We start from the raw sequence: 20,412 nt of genomic DNA on the forward strand, positions 1-20,412 counted from the left end.
CATTTTAATTATATTTTCCCAAAGCATACTGACCGTGGTCATGTTTTTACCGATTTAGAAGTGTGATGCTAATAGAGATAGCACTGATTGCGTAGCGTTATTATTTAAACACAAACAGAAAGAGTGCGTAACGAATATTAATTTTAGTTTCATCCTGGAATCTATTATTCATAGGGAGAATTATTATGAATAAAATACACAACCTGACAATACCGATAATTATTTCCTTTATTATCATTGCAGTATCATCAGCCACCGCCATCGGTTTACTCTCTTACCATGTGGTCTCGCGCATGGTGGCATAATTGATCTCGCCAGACACAGCTAAATTAAACCAAGTTTAAACACACAGAATTCATTTCCTCTAATGACCCTTATTTTGCGAAGGGTCATTATTCCCTCCTTCAGACAATGGCATATTCCCGCCCTTTCTCTCTTATTGAGGCTGGGGCATGAATAATTGGCCAGTGCTGGGCGCACTTCTAATTTGTTTGGTTTTGATCGGTTGTGACAATAAAAGCGGTGATGAAATCAGCGCACCGCGCGTAATTAAAGCGCTAACGCTGACGGAAAATACCACAGAAAAAGTCAGGGTATTCCCGGCGCGTATTTCAGCGGGCGATTACACCGAACTGGCGTTTAAGCGTACCGGCCGGCTGGCGCAGTTGCAGGTGCGTGAAGGCAGCCATGTTAAGGCTGGCGAGGTGATTGGCCGACAGATCGATACCGATGCGCAGCTGCGGGTCAACGATCAACAAAACAGATTCCTGCTGGCAGATCGCCAGTATCAACGCTTCAGCGCGCTGGCCACGCGCAGTGCGGTTTCGCAGGCAGATATGGATGTGCAAAAGGCGAACCGCGACTCCGCCGCTGTGGCGCTCAACATCGCCAAAGAGGAGCTGGATTATCACACCTTGCGCGCACCCTTTGATGGCATCGTCACCAGCGTAGCATCCCAAAATCATCAAGTGGTCGCCGCCGGACAAACGGTGGCGGTGATCAGCCGCAACGATGTGCTGGATGTGATTTTCAGCGTGCCGGAAAACCTGTTCACCAGCCTCGACGTGCAGAACCTGAGTTATCAGCCAGAGATCAGCCTGAATGCGCTGCCGGGCCGGACGTTTCGCGCAGCATATAAAGAGCATCGCGCAGAAGCTGATGCCGCCACGCTAACCTGGCAAGTGGTGCTGACGATGCCGCGCCCGACGGATTTACCGCAGGTCAGCGGCTTGAGCGGCACGGTGAAAGTGCAGATGCATAACCTGCCCACTTCCGATGGCACGCCGCTGCTGCGCGTGCCAGCCAACGCGGTGTTTAACCCGGATCATAGCCTGCCGAATCAGCCTTACGTGTGGCTGGTAAGCGGTGAAGGCGATGCACTTAACGTCCAGCAGCAGCCGGTAGTGGTGGGAAAACTCAATGCGCAGGGCATCGAAATTCTCTCCGGCTTAAAAGTGGGCGATCGCATTGTGGTGGCGGGCGTCAGCGATCTGCGTGATGGTCAGGCGGTGCGCCTGTGGACACGCGAGCGAGGTCTGTGATGCGCCTGCTGGAACAGTTTCTCAAATACCCGATTCGCAGCTGGCTGGTGATCCTGCTGCTCGGCGTGGGTGGCATTTTTGCGCTGCTCAACATTGGCCGCCTGGAAGATCCGCTTTTCACCATCAAATCGGCGGTGATCGTGACGCACTATCCCGGCGCGTCGGCGCAGCAGGTGGAAGAGGAAGTCACGCTGCCGCTGGAGAACGCCTTGCAGCGTTTGCCGTCGCTCGACAACGTCAGTTCGATCTCCAGCAACGGTTTATCGCAGATCACCGTTACGATTCACAGCCACTATCGCGCCGACGATTTGCCGCAGGTATGGGATGAACTGCGTCGCCGCGTTGACGATGCCACACGCCAGTTTCCTCCCGGCGTCAGCGCACCGCTGGTAAATGACGACTTTGGCGATGTGTACGGTTACTTCTTTACCCTGTCGGGCGAGAACTTCACCAACAGCGAGCTGCGGACTTACGCCGATCAGCTGCGGCGTGAACTGAATCTGGTACCCGGCGTGGCGAAAGTGGCGATTGCCGGTATCGAGCAGGAGCAGGTGAATATCACGCTCTCCAGCCAGAAGATGGCGGCGCTGGGCGTGACGCCGCAGCGCGTGGCCGCGTTGCTCAACAGCGTTAATGCCGTCTCCGATGCGGGCCAGATTCGCATCGGCAATGAAGCGATCCGCTTCCATCCCACCGGCGAATTCCAGTCGCTGGACGAGATCGGTGCGCTGCCAATCTCTGCGCCCGGCAGCAGCCAGCAAGTGTTGCTGCGCGATATCGCCACGCTCAGCTATGGCGTTAACGATCAGCCGGGCAATCTCTATCACGCAAACGGCAACGCCGCACTGGCAATGGGCGTTTCCTTTGCGCCTGGCGTCAACGTCATCGACGTTGGCGATGCGTTAAGCGCCAAAATTCAGCAGCATCAGCAGGCCAAACCGCTCGGCATGGATCTGAACGTGTTTTATAACCAGGCGCAGGAAGTGAAGCAGTCGGTGGATGGCTTCATCAATAACTTCCTGATGGCGTTGGCGATTGTGGTGGGAACGCTGCTGCTGTTTATGGGTGTACGCAGCGGTATGGTGATCGCCGCCTCGCTGGCGCTCAATGTGCTGGGCACGCTGCTGATCATGTATCTGTTTAAGCTTGAGCTGCAGCGCGTGTCGCTGGGTGCGCTGATTATCTCACTCAGCATGCTGGTGGATAACGCTATCGTGGTGGTGGAAGGGATTAAGGTCGATCGCCAGCGCGGCAAGCCGTTGCAACAGGCGATGATGCAGATGGTAAAACGCAGCGCGCTGCCGCTGCTCGGCGCCACGGTGATCGCCATCATTGCCTTCGCGCCGATTGGGTTATCGCAGGATTCCACCGGCGAATACTGTAAATCGCTGTTCCAGGTGCTGCTGATTTCTTTGCTGCTGAGTTGGATCACCGCGCTGACGCTGACTCCGGTATTCGTGCAGTGGATGGATGGTCGACAGGTTGTCAGCAAAGAAACCGCGCAGCCGTATCAGGGCGTGGTATTCCGCCTGTATCGCCGTGTGCTCACTACGCTGTTGCGCTTCCGCATTACCACCTTGCTGCTGATGGCCGCGTGTCTGGCCGCCTCGATCTATGGCTTTGGCTACGTGAAGCAGAACTTCTTCCCTGCCTCCAATACGCCGATTTTCTTCACCGATCTGTGGCTGCCGTATGGCACCGATATCGATTACACCGCACAAACCGCGCGCGAGATTGAAGGCTGGATCAGCCAGCAGCCGGGCGTCACAAGCACCGTGACCACCATTGGTCAGGGCGCGATGCGGTTTACGCTGACCTACGACGCGACGCGTCAGTACAGTAATTACGGACAGATTATGGTGCGCGTGCAGGACGCGAAGCAGCTGGAAACGCTGGCGCAGCAGACCGAGCAGCACATCCGCGATCGTTTCCCGCAGGTGACGGAGCGCATCAAACGCATCAATTTCGGCAGTGCCAGCGACAGCGCGATTGCGTTGCGCGTAACCGGCCCCGATCCCATCACGCTGCGGCAGATTGCCAGCCAGATAGATGACATTTTCCTCGCCGAAGGCAGCGCATTTCCACCGCGTAATGACTGGCAGGCGCGCAGTAAAGTGATCCGTCCACAGTATTCGCCGCTGCGCGGTCAGGAGCTGGGCGTGGACAAGCGCGATATCGACCGGGCGCTGCGTATCAACTTCAGCGGCGATAGCGTCGGCTTGCTGCGCGAAGGCTCGCGGTTGATGCCGATCATGCTGCAAACCGCCGAGCAGGAGCGGCAGAATATCGATCATCTTGGCAATGTTCAGGTGTGGAGTCAGGCGCAGCAGCGCTATGTGCCGCTGGCCAATCTGGTGAGTGATTTCCAGCTGGAATGGGAAGATCCGCTGATTATGCGTCGCGACCGCATGCGCGTATTAACGGTACAGACCGATCCCGATCCGGCCAGCGGTCGCACCGCTGCAGAGATTGTGGCGCGCGTGCAGCCTGCAATCGAGAAACTGAACTTGCCCGCCGGATACCATCTGGAATGGGGCGGCGAGCTGGAGAGTTCCCGTGATGCCCAGAGCGGCCTGCTCGGATCGCTGCCGTTAGGTTTCCTCGCGATGTTTATCATTACCGTGCTGATGTTTAATTCGCTGCGTGATGCGCTGGCGATCTGGATTACCGTGCCGCTGGCGCTGATAGGCGTCACCTGCGGCTTCCTGCTCACCGGCATTCCGTTTGGTTTTATGGCGTTGATTGGTTTATTGAGTTTGTCGGGGATGTTGATTCGTAACGGTATCGTGCTGGTTGAGGAAACGCGCCAGCTGGCGCGGCATCAGCCGTTGCAGCAAGCGATTCTGGATGCCGCAACGTCGCGTCTGCGCCCTATTCTGCTCACCGCCTTCACCACCGTGCTCGGCCTGCTACCGCTGCTGCGCGATGTGTTTTTCCAGAGCATGGCGGTGGTGATCATTTTCGGTTTAGGCTTCGCTACGGTGCTGACGCTGCTGGTGTTGCCGGTGCTGTATCAGAGTTTTTATACGGGTAAGAGGGTTTGATGCTTTGGGGTATGTTGAGGTCGCCATAAATGGCGACCCTACAAAAGCGAGATCTGTGTTCGTAGGGTCGCCATTTATGGCGACCTTTTTGAAAAATGCTCTCCCTGCGTTTCATTCCCAGCGCTCGCCAGCAATATCTTTTTCAACATAAACGTCAGCGGAATCGCCAGAATTGCGCCAATGATGCCCAACAGCGACTGCCAGATAAGAAACGCTAGCAGTTGTGTAGTGAGCGCCATATTCAACCGCTTGCCCAATAATAACGGTTCAATCACTGAACTCAGGATTAAATTCAGCGCCACAAAGAACAGCGCGACCACCAATGCGGTTTGGATATCGTACAGCATATAACTTTGCAGCACCGGCGGGATGGCCGCCATAAATGAACCCAGCACCGGAATATAGTTGAAAACAAACATCAACACGCCCCAGAAAAAGGCGAACTTCAGGCCGAGAAGATGCGCGCCTGCCCAGACAATAATGCCGCCGACAATACTGGTCAGAGTTTTTACCTGGGCGTAAACGATAACGCTTTGCACGCCCTCTTCAAGCGCCACGTAATAGCGCTGATATTTCCCTTCGGCTTGTTTACGTAACAAGGTTTTCAAATTTTTCATTTCATACAGCATGAAAAACAGCATCAGAAAGACCATCAGCCACCAGGAAAGAATGCTGGGAATTTGCGTGAGGAAACCAGTGACAAAGCGTACCACCGCACCTGCATCCACAAACGCCAGCATGTCGTTGGGCGTCAACACAATGCCCAGATGACTAAACGTCTGCGTCACCGGTTCGAAGCGTTCGGCCAGTAGCTGCGGAGCCTGGCGGCTAAGTTGGATTAAATCGGGGGTTAATACCGTGAGTTTGATGATGGTGAATACAATCACCAGTAACAGCAGCACAATCACCAGCAGGGATGACAGTAAACGCGGAACGCGTTTTCTTTCCAGCCGACTAATTAATGGGTCGAGCATTATCGCCAGAAACAGCGACAGCATCACCTGATTAATTAACGCTGATGCCAGATAAATACCGGTCAGAATTATGGTAAGCGTGGCGAGAATTAACAGCACGCGCAAAAGTCTTGACCATAAAGGAAACTCGTTCAATCCCATCATTAAGATCCTTCATCCTATACAAAATGTATTATAGAGAAAAACCTGTGCGCTGGGCCTTGTTTGAGGTCAAGTGACGAAAAACATTCAGGCCGTAATTGCAGCGGCCTGAATGTCACGCGCTATTAATTGATTCTGAATCTCCGCGTTAATGGTTTTTCGATTTCGACAATTAAAAACATCACGAAGCCAATGATCAGGGTAATAATCCAGTAGCGTAACGGTAGCGCGGTGGTACCAAACAGCAGCTGCATAAAGGGCGCGTAAATAATCAGCAATTGCAGGACCAGCAGCACGCCGCTAACAATCCAGATGCCTTTATTCATCAGCAAGCCTTTGCTTAATGAGAAGCCGTCAGACACACGGCAGTTCAGCATATAGAACCATTGCGCCGTCACCAGCGTTTGTAATAACACGGTACGGATAAATTCCGGCGAATAGCCGCGCGGTTGCAGCCAGGCTTCCAGCACGAAGGCGCTGATGGCAATCATCGAACCAACAAAAATCACGCGCCAGATGGCGAAGCCATCCATCACATGCAGTTTGGGATCGCGCGGTGGACGACGCATGATGTTGGGTTCACCCGCTTCAAACGCCAGGCCGAAAGAGAGCGTGGCGGAGGTCGCCATGTTCATCCACAAAATCAACACTGGTGTCAGCGGAATTAAGTTACCCGCCAGCAAGGCAATGATGATCAGCAAGCCCTGCGCGAGGTTGGTTGGCATGATGAACAAAATGGTCTTTTTCAGGTTGTCATACACTCGCCGCCCTTCCCGCACCGCGCTGGCAATGGTGGCGAAGTTGTCGTCAGTTAACACCATATCGGCCGCTTCTTTGGTCACTTCAGTGCCTTTGATCCCCATGGCTATACCGACATCGGCCTGCTTCAGCGCAGGCGCATCGTTAACGCCATCGCCGGTCATCCCGACCACTTCTTTCTTGCTCTGTAGCGCCTGTACCAAACGGAACTTATCTTCCGGGCTGGTACGGGCAAAGATGTCGTAGGCCTGCGCCGCCTCGCCGAGTTGATGATCATCCATCACCTCCAATTCGCGTCCGGTGATGGCGGTGCTGGCGTTGCCGATCCCCAGCATCTGCCCAATACTCATCGCGGTTTGTGGATGGTCTCCGGTGATCATTTTCACGCGAATCCCGGCTTGCAGACAGTCGCCAATCGCGGTGATGGCTTCGGGTCGCGGCGGATCCATCATCCCGGCGATGCCGAGCAATATCATGCCCTGCTGCAGATCCTGATGCGTCAATTCACTTTGCCCTGGCGTGGCCGGTTTCCAGGCCGCCGCCACCATGCGTAAGCCCTCGCGCGCATACTCTTCAATTTTGGCTTCCCACCACGCCAGATCGATCGGTTGCAGCCCGGCTTCGGTTTGCTGCTGCTGGCAATGTCTGAACAGCACGTCAGGCGCGCCGGTCAACAATACGCACTCTTCATCGCCGATCAGATAGTGCGTCGACATGTATTTGTATTGCGAATCAAAGGGGATTTTATTGCGCAGTTCGGTGGTGACTGAAGGCAGATGTCCTTTGGCGGCCAGCACCTTGAGCGCGCCTTCCGTCGGGCCGCCGGTGATTTTCCACAGGCCGTTTTCATCTTTGATCAGCTGGCTGTCGTTACACAGATCGATGGTGCGCAGATAGCGCTCCAGTATCGAGCCTTGCGCCACTTTCACCGGCACGGCGTCATCGGCTTTATGGATGGCGCCGACCGGTTCATAGCTAACGCCATCAACGCGGTAAATTTGATCGGCGGTGATAATCGCTTTCACCGTCATTTCATTCATGGTCAGCGTGCCGGTTTTATCCGAGCAGATCACCGTCATCGCACCCAGCGTTTCTACGGTAGGCAGTTTGCGGATGATCGCCTGCTGCTTCGCCATGGTTTGCACGCCAAGCGACAGAATGATCGAGATAATCGCCGGTAATCCTTCAGGAACCGATGCCACGGCGAGGCTAATCAGTGACAGCATCAGTTCAGAAACCGGCATGTCGCGGAACAGCAAACTGAAGACAAACAGCGCGGCCATCATCGCCAGGATGATCAGGAAAATGGCTTTGCCGAGCTTATCCATCTGCACCAACAGCGGCGTGCGATGCTTTTCGATATCGGACATCATCTGGTTGATGTGGCCAAGTTCCGTGGCGCCGCCGGTGGCGATCACCAGCCCTTTACCGCCGCCCGAACTCACGGTGGTGCCTGAGAACAGCAGATTGGTGCGGTCGCCGAGCGGCAGCTCTCCGGTCAACGCGTCCGTGCCCTTCTCGACCACGGTGGATTCGCCGGTCAGAATCGCTTCTTCAACGCGCAGGTTATGCGCCTCAATCACGCGCAAGTCCGCCGGGATGCGGTCACCGGCGCGGATCACCACCACATCACCCGGCACCAGCGCGGTGGTAGGCAGCGTTTCGTGATTGCCGGCGCGGATCACCACCGTTTCGCTGGAGAGCATATTGCGAATACTTTGCAGGGATTTTTCCGCGTTGCTCTCCTGAATGTGTCCAATCAGGGCATTCACCACCGCGACACCAAGGATCACCAGCGTATCGACCCAGTGTCCCATTACGGCAGTCAGCAGCGCGGCGGCGAGCAGAACATAGATGAGAACATCGTTAAAGTGGGCGAGAAAACGCAGCCAAACCGGCTTGCCGGGTTTCTGTGGCAGAGCATTTTCCCCGTACTGTGTTAAGCGCGCCGCCGCTTCAGCACTACTGATTCCCTCGCTGGAACTTTGCGTACTGGCCAGCGTTTCATCGACAGAAAGTTGATAATAGGTACTTTCCGGTTTAGCAGTATTCATCGCTTTCTCCTCAAATCCTGTTTCGGAAATCAAGGCGGTGATATCCCGTGATTAACAAGTCGACATTGAACGAAAAGATCAGACCTGACTTACTCAGCTGGAGAAGTGGTCCGTTTCAGATTGAAATATATGTAATTAATGACTGCTCAGCGGCAGTGGAGCAGCCGTATTATCTATACGAGATTGAAAGTATTTTGAAAAATGAACGCTATAAACGTAGCACAGGGATATTCAACACATTCATTTCTCAATAAAAGTCGCGAGGCGAAACCCATTTATCTCATCAGACTAATCCGATCACGGAGAATAATAAAAATATAGTGTGATAATTCATAAGGCTGGGCGTTTTTAAGCAATTAATGAGGTTACTTTGCGTAAGTATTTTATCCTGCCAATGCGGATTTTAATTCCTGATAATTGAAATTACATGAAGTTAAATGTTGTTTATTTCGTCAAAAATATTACAAGCTATCTGCCTTTACTTTTTTTGACATCTGCGTCTATGCTCATCGATAACAAAAACATCCCGTTAATACTTCTCACCTTTTAGGGCGATGGCGCAGTTTTTCTGTGGTCATGGTTAATGGAGGCAACGATGTATGGTTATAGCCTGCTCCGTCTGAGTCTTTATGTTGTCATTGCAATCGTTACCTGCTCCGCCGTAGGACTATTCACTTACGCGGTTGTTTCTATGCTTGGTAATTAAATTATCCACTCAAAATAATGCCAACAATGGATTCGTTGTTGCTGAGGATAAAACAGTGACTCGTTATATTACGCTGGTTGCCATTGTTATATTTATAACAACTGGTTGCGATCAAAAAACACAGGAAGTCACGCCACCGCCGCGCATGGTTAAAGTCGTTGAGGTTATGGCTTCCGGCGAATCTCAACAACGCATCTTCCCGGCACGCATTGAGTCCGGCGATTCCACCGATTTGTCGTTTAAACGTGCTGGGCAGATTGAATCGCTGGATATTCGTCAGGGCAATCGCATTGAGCAGGGCCAGCTCATCGCCAGGTTAACGGCGCGTGAAGCACAGCAGCGCGTCAATGAACGCCAAACCGCCGCCACTCTCGCCCAACGGCAATTTGACCGCTTCCAAACGCTATCCGGTCGTCAGGCGATTTCAAAGGCAGAAATGGACGTACAGCGTGCCAACCGCGATGCGGCGAATGCTGCGCTACAAATTGCCCGTGAAGAGTTAAGCCAAATGACGCTGACTGCGCCGTTCACTGGCGTGGCCGCCGTCGTCAACGTGCGCAACCATCAGGTGGTTGCCGCCGGACAGACCATCGCCACGTTGACCCGCAACGATCTGCTCGACGTGGTGTTCAGCGTGCCGGAAAACCTGTTTACCGCGCTGGATATGCGCAACCTGAGTTATCGCCCGGTGGTGCGCATTAACTCGCTGCCGGACCGCGAATTCCAGGCCGATTACAAAGAGCACACCAACAGCAGTAATACCAACTCGCTGACCTGGCAGATCATTTTAACCATGCCGCGTCCGGACGATTTCCCGGCGGTGGGCGGCGTCAGTGGCACGGTGACGATTAACCTCGCCAATCTGCCCGCCAACGTGAACCGCGAATCGCTGGTGGTGCCGGTGGAAGCGGTGTTCAATCCCGATAACAGTCAGCGCAATGAACCGCATGTTTGGGTGGTGCAAGGCAGCGGCGAGCAGTTGACGTTAGAAGATCGTAAAGTCAGCGTCGGTGAAGTGACCGATCGCGGCGTGGTGATCACCGCCGGGCTGCATGCCGGTGAGCGCGTGGTCGCCGCTGGCGTCAACGAGTTGCATGCTCAACAACCGGTTCGCATCTGGACGCGTGAGCGGGGGCTGTAATGGATATCTCCCGGCAGTTTATCGACAATCCAGTCCGCGTCTGGCTGGCGATTCTGTTACTGGGCGTCGGCGGCATTTTTGCTCTGCTCAATATTGGCCGTCTGGAAGATCCGGCTTTTACCATTAAAACGGCGGTGGTTGTCACCCATTATCCCGGCGCGTCGGCCCAGCAGGTGGAAGAGGAAGTCACTTTGCCACTGGAAAATGCGCTACAGCAGTTGCCTTATCTGGACAATGTCAGCTCCATCTCTTCCAATGGCCTGTCGCAGATTACAGTGAACATTGACTCGCGTTACCACTCCAACCAGTTGCCGCAAATCTGGGATGAACTGCGGCGCAGAGTCGGCGACGCAGCGCGTTTCTTTCCGCCCGGCGTGGCCGCGCCTTTCGTCAACGATGATTTTGGTGATGTGTTTGGTTTCTTCTTCGCTATCTCTGGCGACAACTTCAGCAACCCGGAACTGGTGCAATACGCCGAACAGCTGCGTCGTGAACTGGTGCTGGTGCCAGGCGTAGGTAAAGTCGCGCTGGGCGGCGTGATCCCGCAGCAAATTAATATCGATGTTTCCCTGACGATGATGGCCGCGCGCGGCATTTCGCTGCCGCAACTCGCCAGCGTGTTGAGCCGCCTCAACGTGGTTTCTAATGCAGGCGACATCAAAGCCGGCACGGAATCGATCCGTCTGCATCCAACCGGCGAGTTTCAGAACATCGAGGAGTTAGGCGACTTGCTGGTCAGTACGCCGGGCGATCACGCCACCACTCGCTTGCGCGATATCGCCACGCTGTCGCGCGGGTTGAGTGAATCGCCCGCCAGCATTTACCACGCCAGCGGACGTCCGGCGGTCACCATGGGCATTTCGTTTATTCCCGGCGTGAATGTGATTGATGTCGGGCGCGCGCTGGAGGCCAAACTGCAGCAGATGTCGGCAGAAAAACCGGCGGGCATCCAGATCAATGTGTTCTACGATCAGGCAGCGGAAGTGGCGCACTCGGTTAACGGCTTTATTGCCAACTTCCTGATGGCGCTGGCGATTGTGGTTGGCGTATTGCTGATTTTTATGGGCGTGCGCAGCGGCATTATCATCGCGCTGTCGCTGGCGTTGAATGTGCTGGGCACGCTGCTGATCATGTATCTGTGCGGCATTGAGTTGCAGCGCATCTCGCTGGGTGCACTGATTATCGCGCTCAGCATGCTGGTGGATAATGCGATTGTGATCGTTGAAGGCGTGCTCATTGCGCGTCAGCAAAATTCGCCGCTGATGACCACCATCAACTTTGTCATTCGCCGCACCGCCTTCCCGCTGCTGGGCGCGACGATTATCGCCATTCTGGCGTTTGCGCCAATTGGTCTTTCGCAGGATTCCACCGGCGAGTACTGTAAATCGCTGTTCCAGGTGCTGCTGATTTCCCTGCTGCTGAGCTGGTTCTCGGCGCTCACCATCACGCCGGTGCTGATCAAATGGTGGTTGTTTAAAGCGCAGGCACCGACCAAAGCGGCAGCAGAGGTTTCACCTTACGGCGGCGGTTTTTATCGCCTCTATCAGCGCATGCTCAAGGTGTTGCTCAGGCAAAAAACTGTCACGCTTGCGCTGATGGCGGTGCTGCTGGCGCTGGCGATTTGGGGCTTCGGATCGGTACGGCAAAACTTTTTCCCTTCGGCCAATACGCCGATCTTCTTCGTCGATCTCTGGCTGCCGTACGGCACCGACATCAACGCCACTGAGCAGATGGCTAGCGACATTGAAAAATCGATCACCGGGCAGCAAGGCGTGGTGTCCACCGTCACCACCATTGGCCAGGGCAGCATGCGCTTCATTCTCACCTACAACGGGCAGCGTCAGTACAGCAACTATGCGCAGATCATGGTGCGCATGGACGATCAGCGCAATATCGCCGCGCTGTCACACCGTATTGATGCCTATATTGCGCGCCAGTATCCGCAGGTCAACGCCAGCACCAAACGGGTGATGTTTGGTCCTTCGGGCGGCAGCGCAATTGAGGTGAGGATCAAAGGTCCCGATCCCGACAGAATGCGCCTAATCGCCAGCCAGGTTGGCGACATCCTCACCGCCGATCCCGCCACTGACACCGTTCGCAATGACTGGCAAAACCGCAGCAAGGTGATTCGTCCGCAGTTCAATCTGGCGCTGGGCCGCGAGCTTGGCGTCGATAAACAGGACGTGGATAACGCGCTGGAGATGAATTTCACTGGCAGCCGCGTCGGGCTATACCGTGAAGGCGCTGACCTGCTGCCGGTGATCGTGCGGCCACCGGCCAGTGAACGGCAGGACGCCAATCATCTCAATAACGTGCTGGTGTGGAGCCAGAGCCAGCAGCAGTACATCCCGCTCAGCAACGTGGTAAGCGGCTTTACGCTGCAATGGGAAGATCCGCTGATTCTGCGCCGCGATCGCAGCCGCGTCCTCACCGTGCAAACCGACCCGAATCCACTCAGTAACGATACGTCCGGCGATATTGTGGCGCGCGTGAAGCCGCAGATTGAGCAAATACAACTTCCGCACGGCTACAGCATAGAATGGGGCGGCGATGCGGAGAGCTCCAGTGAAGCACAGCAAGGCGTGTTTACCTCGCTGCCGCTGGGCTATTTAGTGATGTTCGTGATCACCGTGCTGATGTTTAGCTCGCTGAAAAACGCCGTCGCTATCTGGCTGACGGTGCCGCTGGCGCTGATTGGCGTAACGCCGGGCTTTTTGATCACCGGGATTCCGTTTGGCTTTATGGCGTTGATTGGCCTGTTAAGTCTGAGCGGCATGCTGATTCGTAACGGCATCGTGCTGGTTGAAGAGATCGAACAGCAGAAGCTGTTGAAGCCGCAGGCTGAAGCGATCATCTACGCCGCCACTTCGCGTCTGCGCCCTATTCTGCTCACCGCCTTTACTACAGTGCTCGGGCTGGCGCCGCTGCTGCGCGATGTGTTCTTCCAGAGCATGGCGGTGGTGATCATGTTTGGCCTGGGCTTTGCCACAGTGTTGACGCTGCTGGTGCTGCCGGTGATTTACGCCTGCTTCCATCGTCAACAGGTGGCGACTGCATCATGAATGTGACCGGCCTCAACGTGATTAAAACGCTGGGATGTATGACGGCGGTGACGTTTTTTACCGTGTACAACACCTGGGATCGCTACGACTACGATTATCACTGGATTCTGGCGTTTTTGACCTTTATCTCCACCATCGCTACGCCGCTGTTTTTTGTCGTCGCCGGGATTATGGATGCCCGTTCCGAGCAGGACGTAAACTGGCAGATGGGCAAGATTCGCAATCTGGTGATCGTGTTTCTGTTCTGGATGACGGTCTATTATCTGTGGGAACCCTATCAGCGCGGTTATCTGATTCAGCCGTGGTTCGTCTTTTCGTTCATTATCATCTACAGCTTTCACCCGCTGATGCTGTGGCTCAGCCAGCATCGGCGCGCGTTTATTGGGCTGGTGTTTGCGCTGCTAGCGTTCTCGTATGGCTACGATTTGCTGGCGGTGCTGCATCCGGACGATCCGCTGTTCCGGCTTGAGCCGCAGTATCGGCTCTGGACCTGGCTGCTGTTTTATTTAACCGGCCAGCTGCTGTGCGATCCGTTGATTAATGAGTGGATGGAGCGTAAAAAGGTGGCGCGCGGCGCGGTGATCGCCCTGCCCTTTATCTACCTGTTTACCTGGTTTTATGAGCAACACTTCTTCTTTGCGTTATTCAAAGCCGATCGCAACGCCTTTATTCTCACCGGCTCGCAGATCTATCTGCTGGTGGTGGTGCTGGTGATCGCCGCCAGTCAGGTGCGCTTTCGCCGCAATGCGCTGGTTAAAGAGACCATTCTGGCGACCATCAGCAAAACCATGACCGGCGTTTATATTCTGCACTACTCGGTTTTCCATCTGCTCACCGCGCTGATTCCAATCACCTCACTTGCTACCAAGCTAACGCTGATTGCCGTGACCTTCGCCGCTTCGGTGCTGCTCTCCAAATTGATCCTCGCCAGCGGCTGGCTGAAAAAAGTTATAACGCTTTAAAGCAAGTCGGCAGATTGGGCTGGCTGCTGCAATCAATGCGCCCTTTTATTTTCAGCATCATATAATCAAAAAACGGATTGGATGTGTTGCGCATCAGCGTATCCAGCCCAACGATCAGGCTGGCGGTTTCACCGCGCAGCGAGATGGTACCGAAGCTAATGCCATAGCGATTCTTCTCCGTTGGCTCGCGGCCATACAGCGAATCGCTGAGCGGGAACGGCACGGCAATGTGCGATAACGAATAGGTATCCTGCGGCCAGGCTTCATGCATCGAACGCACGATCTCTTGCGTCTGATCGGCTGGGGTCATGCGCGCCACGGTTTGATAAGTGGTCGGTGATGCGTTGGTGATCACCGTTGAGGCGTAGCGGCGCGGCGCAGGCGGCAACAAATCATTGACCGCTGAATAGAGCGCTGGCCTGAACAGCGCGCGTAAGTTAGCGGCCTGATTGACGTCGAACATCACCAGTTCACTGCCGTTGTCCGGTAAATAGCGGTAGAACGCATTGACCACCGCGCGGGTGCTGACGGTGGAATCCAGCACCGACTGGAAAGTCAGCACTGGCGGAAACGCCCGCATGGTGCCGCCGCGAATCACATGCAGCAGCTGATCCTGCATCGCCTGAGTGAGCAGCCACGATTGACGCGCCGCGCGCACCGGAAACGAGTTGTACTTAAAGGGATTGTATTCCGGGATGATGCTGAGCCACGCCGCTTTGGCGAAGCCAGGAATGATGGCGGGCCAGCCAGCTAATCCGGCAAAGCGCGCATAAGCGGTGACGCCAATCATCGGCGACAGCAATACCAGCTGTTGCGGCTTGCGCAGCGCACTATTCTGCAGCGTATCGAGGCTGTATTTCACCGCCAGCGCGCCGCCGTTCGAGTAACCAACCAGATGCAAAGGCACCTTTGTTCCCGCCAGGCGCGTCGCTTCCCGCACCGCTAAGCGGGTTGCCGCCATCCACATTTGCCAGTCAACTTTGGTGAGCGAACCGGGCGCCGTGCCGTGTCCCGGCAGTCGCGGCACCACCGCCACAAAACCTTTCTGCTGATACGCCTGCGCCAGATAGCGCATGCTGTAGGGTGAGTCGGTTAATCCATGCAGCAGCACCACCGCACCTTTCACTTCGCCCTCTGGCTCGAGGATATAAGAGCGATTCCAGTCGGTATCAAATCGCGCCGGATAAACCGGGCTTTGTGCGTTGAAGCGATTGAGTGCCGTTCTCTCATCGTCACTGAGTTGATCGGTCACGTTGATTTTCATGTCGTGGAAAATGGCCGCTTCGCGCGTCAGATAATCCGCGAAGCTGGCATGATCGATCTCATCCACCGACATTTCATCCGCTGACCACGTATGCCAGCGATGCAGTGGCGGTCCCTGCTCGGATTGATAACCGCGGATCACCAGGAACATCACCAGCAAAACCAGCAAACCTAAAGCAATGCGCTTAAGGACTTTGCTGATGCGGTCTTTGTGCAACGCGTTGGCGGAATCAGAAGGCATAGCGTACCCAGGCGAACAGCACGTTACCGTTATTGTACGTGCCGGGAATGTAGGTGAACTGCACGTTGAAACGTTTATAACCGGCGGAGAACAGCGGCAAAACAATCGGCAGCGGCACGTAATTGGCGAAGTCATCGCGCGCGGTAATCCCGGCGGTTAACCCAAGACCGAGACGGAAATCTTGCGCTTGATCCAGATACCAGCCTTTCTCCCAGCCATAACCCACGATCGGCTGCCATTTGTTATGCGAATCTTTAAACGCCATGGCATAGAGCGCGCTCCAGTTGCCGTCTTCATTAATACGAGAGACGCCAAACCCGCCGCCCCACGGAGTTTCATTGTAGTTATCGGTTTTCTCTTTATCGTAGGCGAAGCGGGCATGCCAGCTGATGAAAGGCAAATAGAGGTCGTAATACTGCGGTTCCTGCCAGGTTTGTGAGACGTCCTGCTTGAGCCACTCCCAGCCATCGCTCAGCGAGTTGTTCGCCGAGGCGGGACAGACAAATAGGGCCAGAGTAAGCAACCAGGCCGCCTGAAGAGTTCGCATAATGTATGCCTCTGAAATTCACCGCCACGAAAAGGAGTGGAAAAGCTGATGTGCTCAAAAGGCAGATCAAGCCACTTAACCTGTTAGATTATAGTTGCTTGTAATTACTATAGGAAATGACCTGAAAGGGCTAATGCTGAATTAGCTGTGATCGCGTTTTCACCCAAAGCACGTGAAAGGGATATGTCGATAAAATCGAGTTTTCTAAACATGTCGCCCCAACATGTTTACGCTATCGACACGTTAAGCGCATATGTCGATAAAATGCGTTTTTTTAAACATAACACCGTGACATGTCGATGCCATCGACATATTATGACCATATGTCGATAAAAATGGTTTTTTTAAACATATGACCTGGAAAGCTCAAACCCCTTTCAACGACCTTCCTCTGTTGCCGCCGGAACTCGAGCGCATTGAAACACGTAAGGTACTCAAAGCATGTATTACTGCTCGCGCGGCAATAGCCGAGCTGAAAACTGCAGGGGAATTGATCCCGGACCAGGGTTTACTTATCAACATCCTCCCGCTTATGGAAGCGAAGGATTCATCACGTATTGAAAACATCGTCACAACCAGCGACCAGCTGTTTCAGTACGCCGATCGAGAAGAGAATGCTAATCCGGCAACCAAGGAAGCACTCCGCTATCGCACCGCGCTCTACAATGGTTATACCCATCTGGAAACGCATCCTTTGTGCACCAACACGGCAATAGCGATCTGCACCAAACTGCGGGCCGTTCAGACAGATATTCGTAAAACGCCAGGCACGGTACTCCGCGATCAGAATAACGATGTTGTTTACACGCCGCCCGTGGGTGAAACCGCCATTCGTGACTTAATGGCGAATTGGGAATGCTTTATACATGGTGAGGATGATCTCGATCCGTTGGTCAAAATGGCTATTTCACACTACCAGTTTGAGTGCATCCACCCATTCCCGGACGGTAATGGCCGAACCGGCCGCATCCTGAATATCCTGTATTTGATCCAGACTGAATTACTGTCACTACCGATTCTCTATCTTTCACGTTTCATTCTGGAAAGACGGGACGATTATTACACTCTCCTGCGCGGAGTGACTGCTGAAGAAGACTGGGAATCCTGGATATTGTTTATGCTGGAAGCCGTGGAGAATACCGCCCGATGGACAACCAAAAAAATCGCTCTGATTCGCGCGCTTATGGCTGAAGTCACCGAGTATGTTCGTGAGAAGTTACCCAAAGTGTATACCCATGAACTGCTGCAGGTGCTCTTCGCTCAACCTTACTGCCGAATTGAAAACCTGGTAAATCGCGGGGTGGCAAAACGTCAGACGGCCTCAGCTTATCTTAAGCAGCTCGTCGAAATCGGTGTGCTTGAGGAACTGAGTTACGGGCGCGAGAAGTTGTATATGAACACGCGGCTGTTACAAGAATTGAACCAGTAGATCAGATGTTTCGATAATTGCTATGCGAAGTTGCGAGGAAGCACATTTCAGGCTTCCCCAATTGTTATCAGAACGGCCCCCACTTAATCGCCACGCCAATCAGTAGCATCACCACGCAGATAACAAACCACACGGCGATAACCGATGCGACAAAACGCAGCCATTTGCCAGTTTGGAACAACCACCGCGCATTACCTTTGGCAACTGCTGAGCCAGTTTTTTACTGCGTCTTTAGAAACAGAAGCGTACGGCCTATTCTGAATATTAAGTGTGGTTTCTGATTTCAAAAATAAGCTGTTTGAAAAAGAGTGTGTTGATAAGCCGCTGAAATAGTTATTCCGCTTATTGAAAAATAAGATTAATGAGCTAGCAGACAGTTCCATTCTTATGAAACCAACCGAAAGTGATGGCTTTCACATCTGTTGATTCATATTTTCACAATCCTTACATTGTTTCTTATATTCTTCTGCGTGGATAACGCCTCATGAATTTCCGCACCGACATTAATGGCCTGCGCGCCTATGCTGTGATGCTGGTTATCCTTTATCACTTCGGATTCTCCAGCGTCAGCGGGGGTTTCCTCGGTGTGGATGTGTTCTTTGTCATCTCCGGGTACTTAATGACGGGGATAATTCTGACGCGTCTCAATAAGCAGAACTTCTCTTTATTGGGATTTTATGCTGCGCGCTGCCGCCGCATTATCCCACCGTTGATGGTGCTGTGTCTGATATTAATGCTGGTGGGCTATTTCCTGATGCCGCCGGATGAATATAAGAAAATGGCGGAGCATGCCGTCTCCAGCCTGAGTTTTATTTCCAATGTGGTCTATTTCAAACAGGGCGGTTATTTTGAAACCGGCTCGGTGTATAAATGGTTGCTGCATACCTGGTCATTAAGCGTTGAGTGGCAGTTCTATTTGCTGTTACCGCTGGCGCTGATGTTCACGGCACGTTTTCTACGCCAGCATTTTGCCTGGGCAATGGGCATCGCCGCGCTGCTTTCATTTGGGCTGGTGCTGGCAATGGTGGCAACCAATTTCCATCTCACCGCGACTTATTATCTGTTGCCAACCCGTGCGTGGGAGATGCTGGCAGGCGGATTGGTCTATCTGGCACCAAAAACCGCGCTTAGCGGCCAACGCGCGGTTCCGCTGCTCGCCATTATTGGGCTGATTGTCTGTGCACTGTGGTTTGATGAAAGCACCGCCTGGCCGGGCATCATGACGCTGATTCCAGTATTGCTGACCGCGCTGATCATCCATGCCAACGTGCAAAACAGCATCTGGTTTAACAACCGAATTGTGCAGCACATCGGTAAAACCTCGTATTCGATCTATCTGTGGCATTGGCCGCTGTGGGTGTTCTGGCATCTGGCCGATTGGCCGGTCACGCTGGTTAGCCAGGCGATGCTGATTCTGCTGTCACTCGCCGCTGGTTGGGCGTCATACGTGCTGGTAGAGAACAAACACGGCTGGCTGAGTGGCAGAACCTACGTGACGCTGGGACAAACCGCGCTGGTGCTGCTAGTGGGCGTGCTGATCGTGGCAAAAGCAGGATTTCCCTCCCGCGCGCCGCAAGTGGTCGCCAGCATCAAACAGTATTCACTGGAGCGATTTGTGCGTGGCGAAAACTGCTTTGTATTCAGTGGCACCACGTCTCCGCAATGCATCTTCGGCAATGCCAGCCAGGTTAATCTGGTGGTATTAGGCGATAGCCACGCCGCCGCGATGCTGTCTTCGATTGTCGGCAGCGCCAGAGCGGAGGATTCAGTGGTGTTTATCGCGCAGTCCGGATGCCCATCTGTACCGGATATCCATCGCAGTGCCAGCCCTGATTGCGGCGGCTTTGTGAAGAATGCCATCGCGGATATCGAACGGAAATATCCCCATGCGTCGGTGCTGATTATTAACCGCCTATCCTTCTATCTACATGGCGATTATGGCAGCGGCAGCAATACGCCTAAATACTCATTTATCAATGACGGCAGCTCAATTGCCGCCTATCAGCAGCATTTTGGTGCGGCGGTGAAACAGCTCGCCACGCATCGTCGGGTGTTTATCATGACGCCGGTTCCTGAGTTCGGTTACGACGTGATCTATCGCATGTCGCGCGATGCCATGCGCGGCAAAGCGCTGGCGATTCAGCAGACGCGCGCAGAATATCAATCTCACAATCATGAGACGCTGGCGATGCTCAACAACATCGCGGCTCAATCGCCAAATGTCGCCCTGCTCGATGCGACCCAGGGATTTTGCGACAACGACTTCTGCTACGGTGCCAAAGATGATGTGCCGCTATATCGCGACGATAATCATCTTTCTGAAGTGGGGAATAAAAATCTGAATGGCGTGTTTGGTGGCATGTGGAAAATGATCGACAGGATTTAGCAGCCGTTCAGCCGTCCAGGTCTTTAAACGGTTAAAATAATTAAACTTATTCGTTGCTAAATTATTATCGCTATGTCTTAATGCATCACCGGTTTGGAACACAGACCTTATGAAAGCAGTTTTAGTAAAGCAGTCCTCAGTTCAAGTGTTATCCACAGATAT

General features: G+C 53.7%; 11 protein-coding genes. 7 read left to right on the forward strand and 4 right to left on the reverse strand.

Annotated elements, in window-relative coordinates; genetic code table 11:
• The first annotated feature begins 452 nt into the window (after positions 1-452).
• A complete protein-coding gene (locus tag ACXIZX_RS23685) occupies positions 453-1,541 on the forward strand; it encodes an efflux RND transporter periplasmic adaptor subunit (RefSeq protein ID WP_479405226.1) in 1,089 nt (362 codons plus the stop codon).
• Positions 1,541-4,585 (forward strand): efflux RND transporter permease subunit, encoded by a 3,045-nt coding sequence (locus ACXIZX_RS23690; protein ID WP_479405227.1) that lies wholly within the window; start codon positions 1,541-1,543, stop codon positions 4,583-4,585. Before ACXIZX_RS23685 ends, ACXIZX_RS23690 begins: the two co-directional genes overlap by 1 nt.
• 74 nt (positions 4,586-4,659) lie before the next feature.
• Here the strand turns inward: ACXIZX_RS23690 and ACXIZX_RS23695 are convergent, their stop codons facing one another.
• Together ACXIZX_RS23695 and ACXIZX_RS23700 are read right to left on the reverse strand one after the other, a co-directional pair.
• Positions 4,660-5,700, reverse strand: coding sequence for an AI-2E family transporter (locus ACXIZX_RS23695; RefSeq protein WP_154191602.1), 1,041 nt, complete (start codon positions 5,698-5,700; stop codon positions 4,660-4,662).
• A 125-nt stretch (positions 5,701-5,825) separates the two neighbouring features.
• The gene (locus ACXIZX_RS23700; protein WP_479405228.1) at positions 5,826-8,513 is read right to left on the reverse strand and encodes a cation-transporting P-type ATPase; all 2,688 of its coding nucleotides are present in this window, start codon (positions 8,511-8,513) and stop codon (positions 5,826-5,828) included.
• Between the two features lie 761 nt (positions 8,514-9,274).
• Here ACXIZX_RS23700 and ACXIZX_RS23705 point away from each other — a divergent pair.
• Genes ACXIZX_RS23705 through ACXIZX_RS23715 form a run of 3 tightly spaced genes read left to right on the forward strand, consistent with a single transcriptional unit; the run spans position 9,275 to position 14,384 of the window.
• Positions 9,275-10,360: an efflux RND transporter periplasmic adaptor subunit gene (locus tag ACXIZX_RS23705; protein ID WP_312663913.1), complete on the forward strand. Its 1,086-nt coding sequence runs from the start codon at positions 9,275-9,277 to the stop codon at positions 10,358-10,360.
• The gene (locus ACXIZX_RS23710) at positions 10,360-13,422 is read left to right on the forward strand and encodes an efflux RND transporter permease subunit (RefSeq protein ID WP_479405229.1); all 3,063 of its coding nucleotides are present in this window, start codon (positions 10,360-10,362) and stop codon (positions 13,420-13,422) included. Before ACXIZX_RS23705 ends, ACXIZX_RS23710 begins: the two co-directional genes overlap by 1 nt.
• Positions 13,419-14,384 (forward strand): acyltransferase, encoded by a 966-nt coding sequence (locus ACXIZX_RS23715; protein WP_479405230.1) that lies wholly within the window; start codon positions 13,419-13,421, stop codon positions 14,382-14,384. The genes ACXIZX_RS23710 and ACXIZX_RS23715 overlap by 4 nt, the downstream gene beginning before the upstream one ends.
• On the opposite strand, the gene ACXIZX_RS23720 is transcribed toward ACXIZX_RS23715, so the two are convergent.
• On the reverse strand, positions 14,371-15,888 hold the full coding sequence (locus tag ACXIZX_RS23720) for an alpha/beta hydrolase (RefSeq protein WP_479405231.1): 1,518 nt from the start codon (positions 15,886-15,888) through the stop codon (positions 14,371-14,373). The genes ACXIZX_RS23715 and ACXIZX_RS23720 overlap by 14 nt on opposite strands.
• Entirely contained in the window at positions 15,878-16,435 is a 558-nt protein-coding gene (gene pagP / locus ACXIZX_RS23725) for a lipid IV(A) palmitoyltransferase PagP (RefSeq protein WP_479405232.1), read from the reverse strand. Before pagP ends, ACXIZX_RS23720 begins: the two co-directional genes overlap by 11 nt.
• Positions 16,436-16,787: 352 nt before the next feature.
• On the opposite strand from pagP, the gene fic reads away from it, so the two are divergent.
• Positions 16,788-17,864 carry a protein adenylyltransferase Fic gene (fic, locus tag ACXIZX_RS23730; RefSeq protein WP_479405233.1) on the forward strand — a complete coding sequence of 359 codons (1,077 nt, stop codon included), beginning with the start codon at positions 16,788-16,790 and terminating at the stop codon, positions 17,862-17,864.
• A gap of 484 nt (positions 17,865-18,348) precedes the next feature.
• Positions 18,349-20,250, forward strand: coding sequence for an acyltransferase family protein (locus ACXIZX_RS23735; RefSeq protein ID WP_479405234.1), 1,902 nt, complete (start codon positions 18,349-18,351; stop codon positions 20,248-20,250).
• The last annotated feature ends 162 nt before the right edge of the window (positions 20,251-20,412 follow it).

The sequence above is a fragment of the Candidatus Pantoea symbiotica genome, assembly GCF_056491525.1.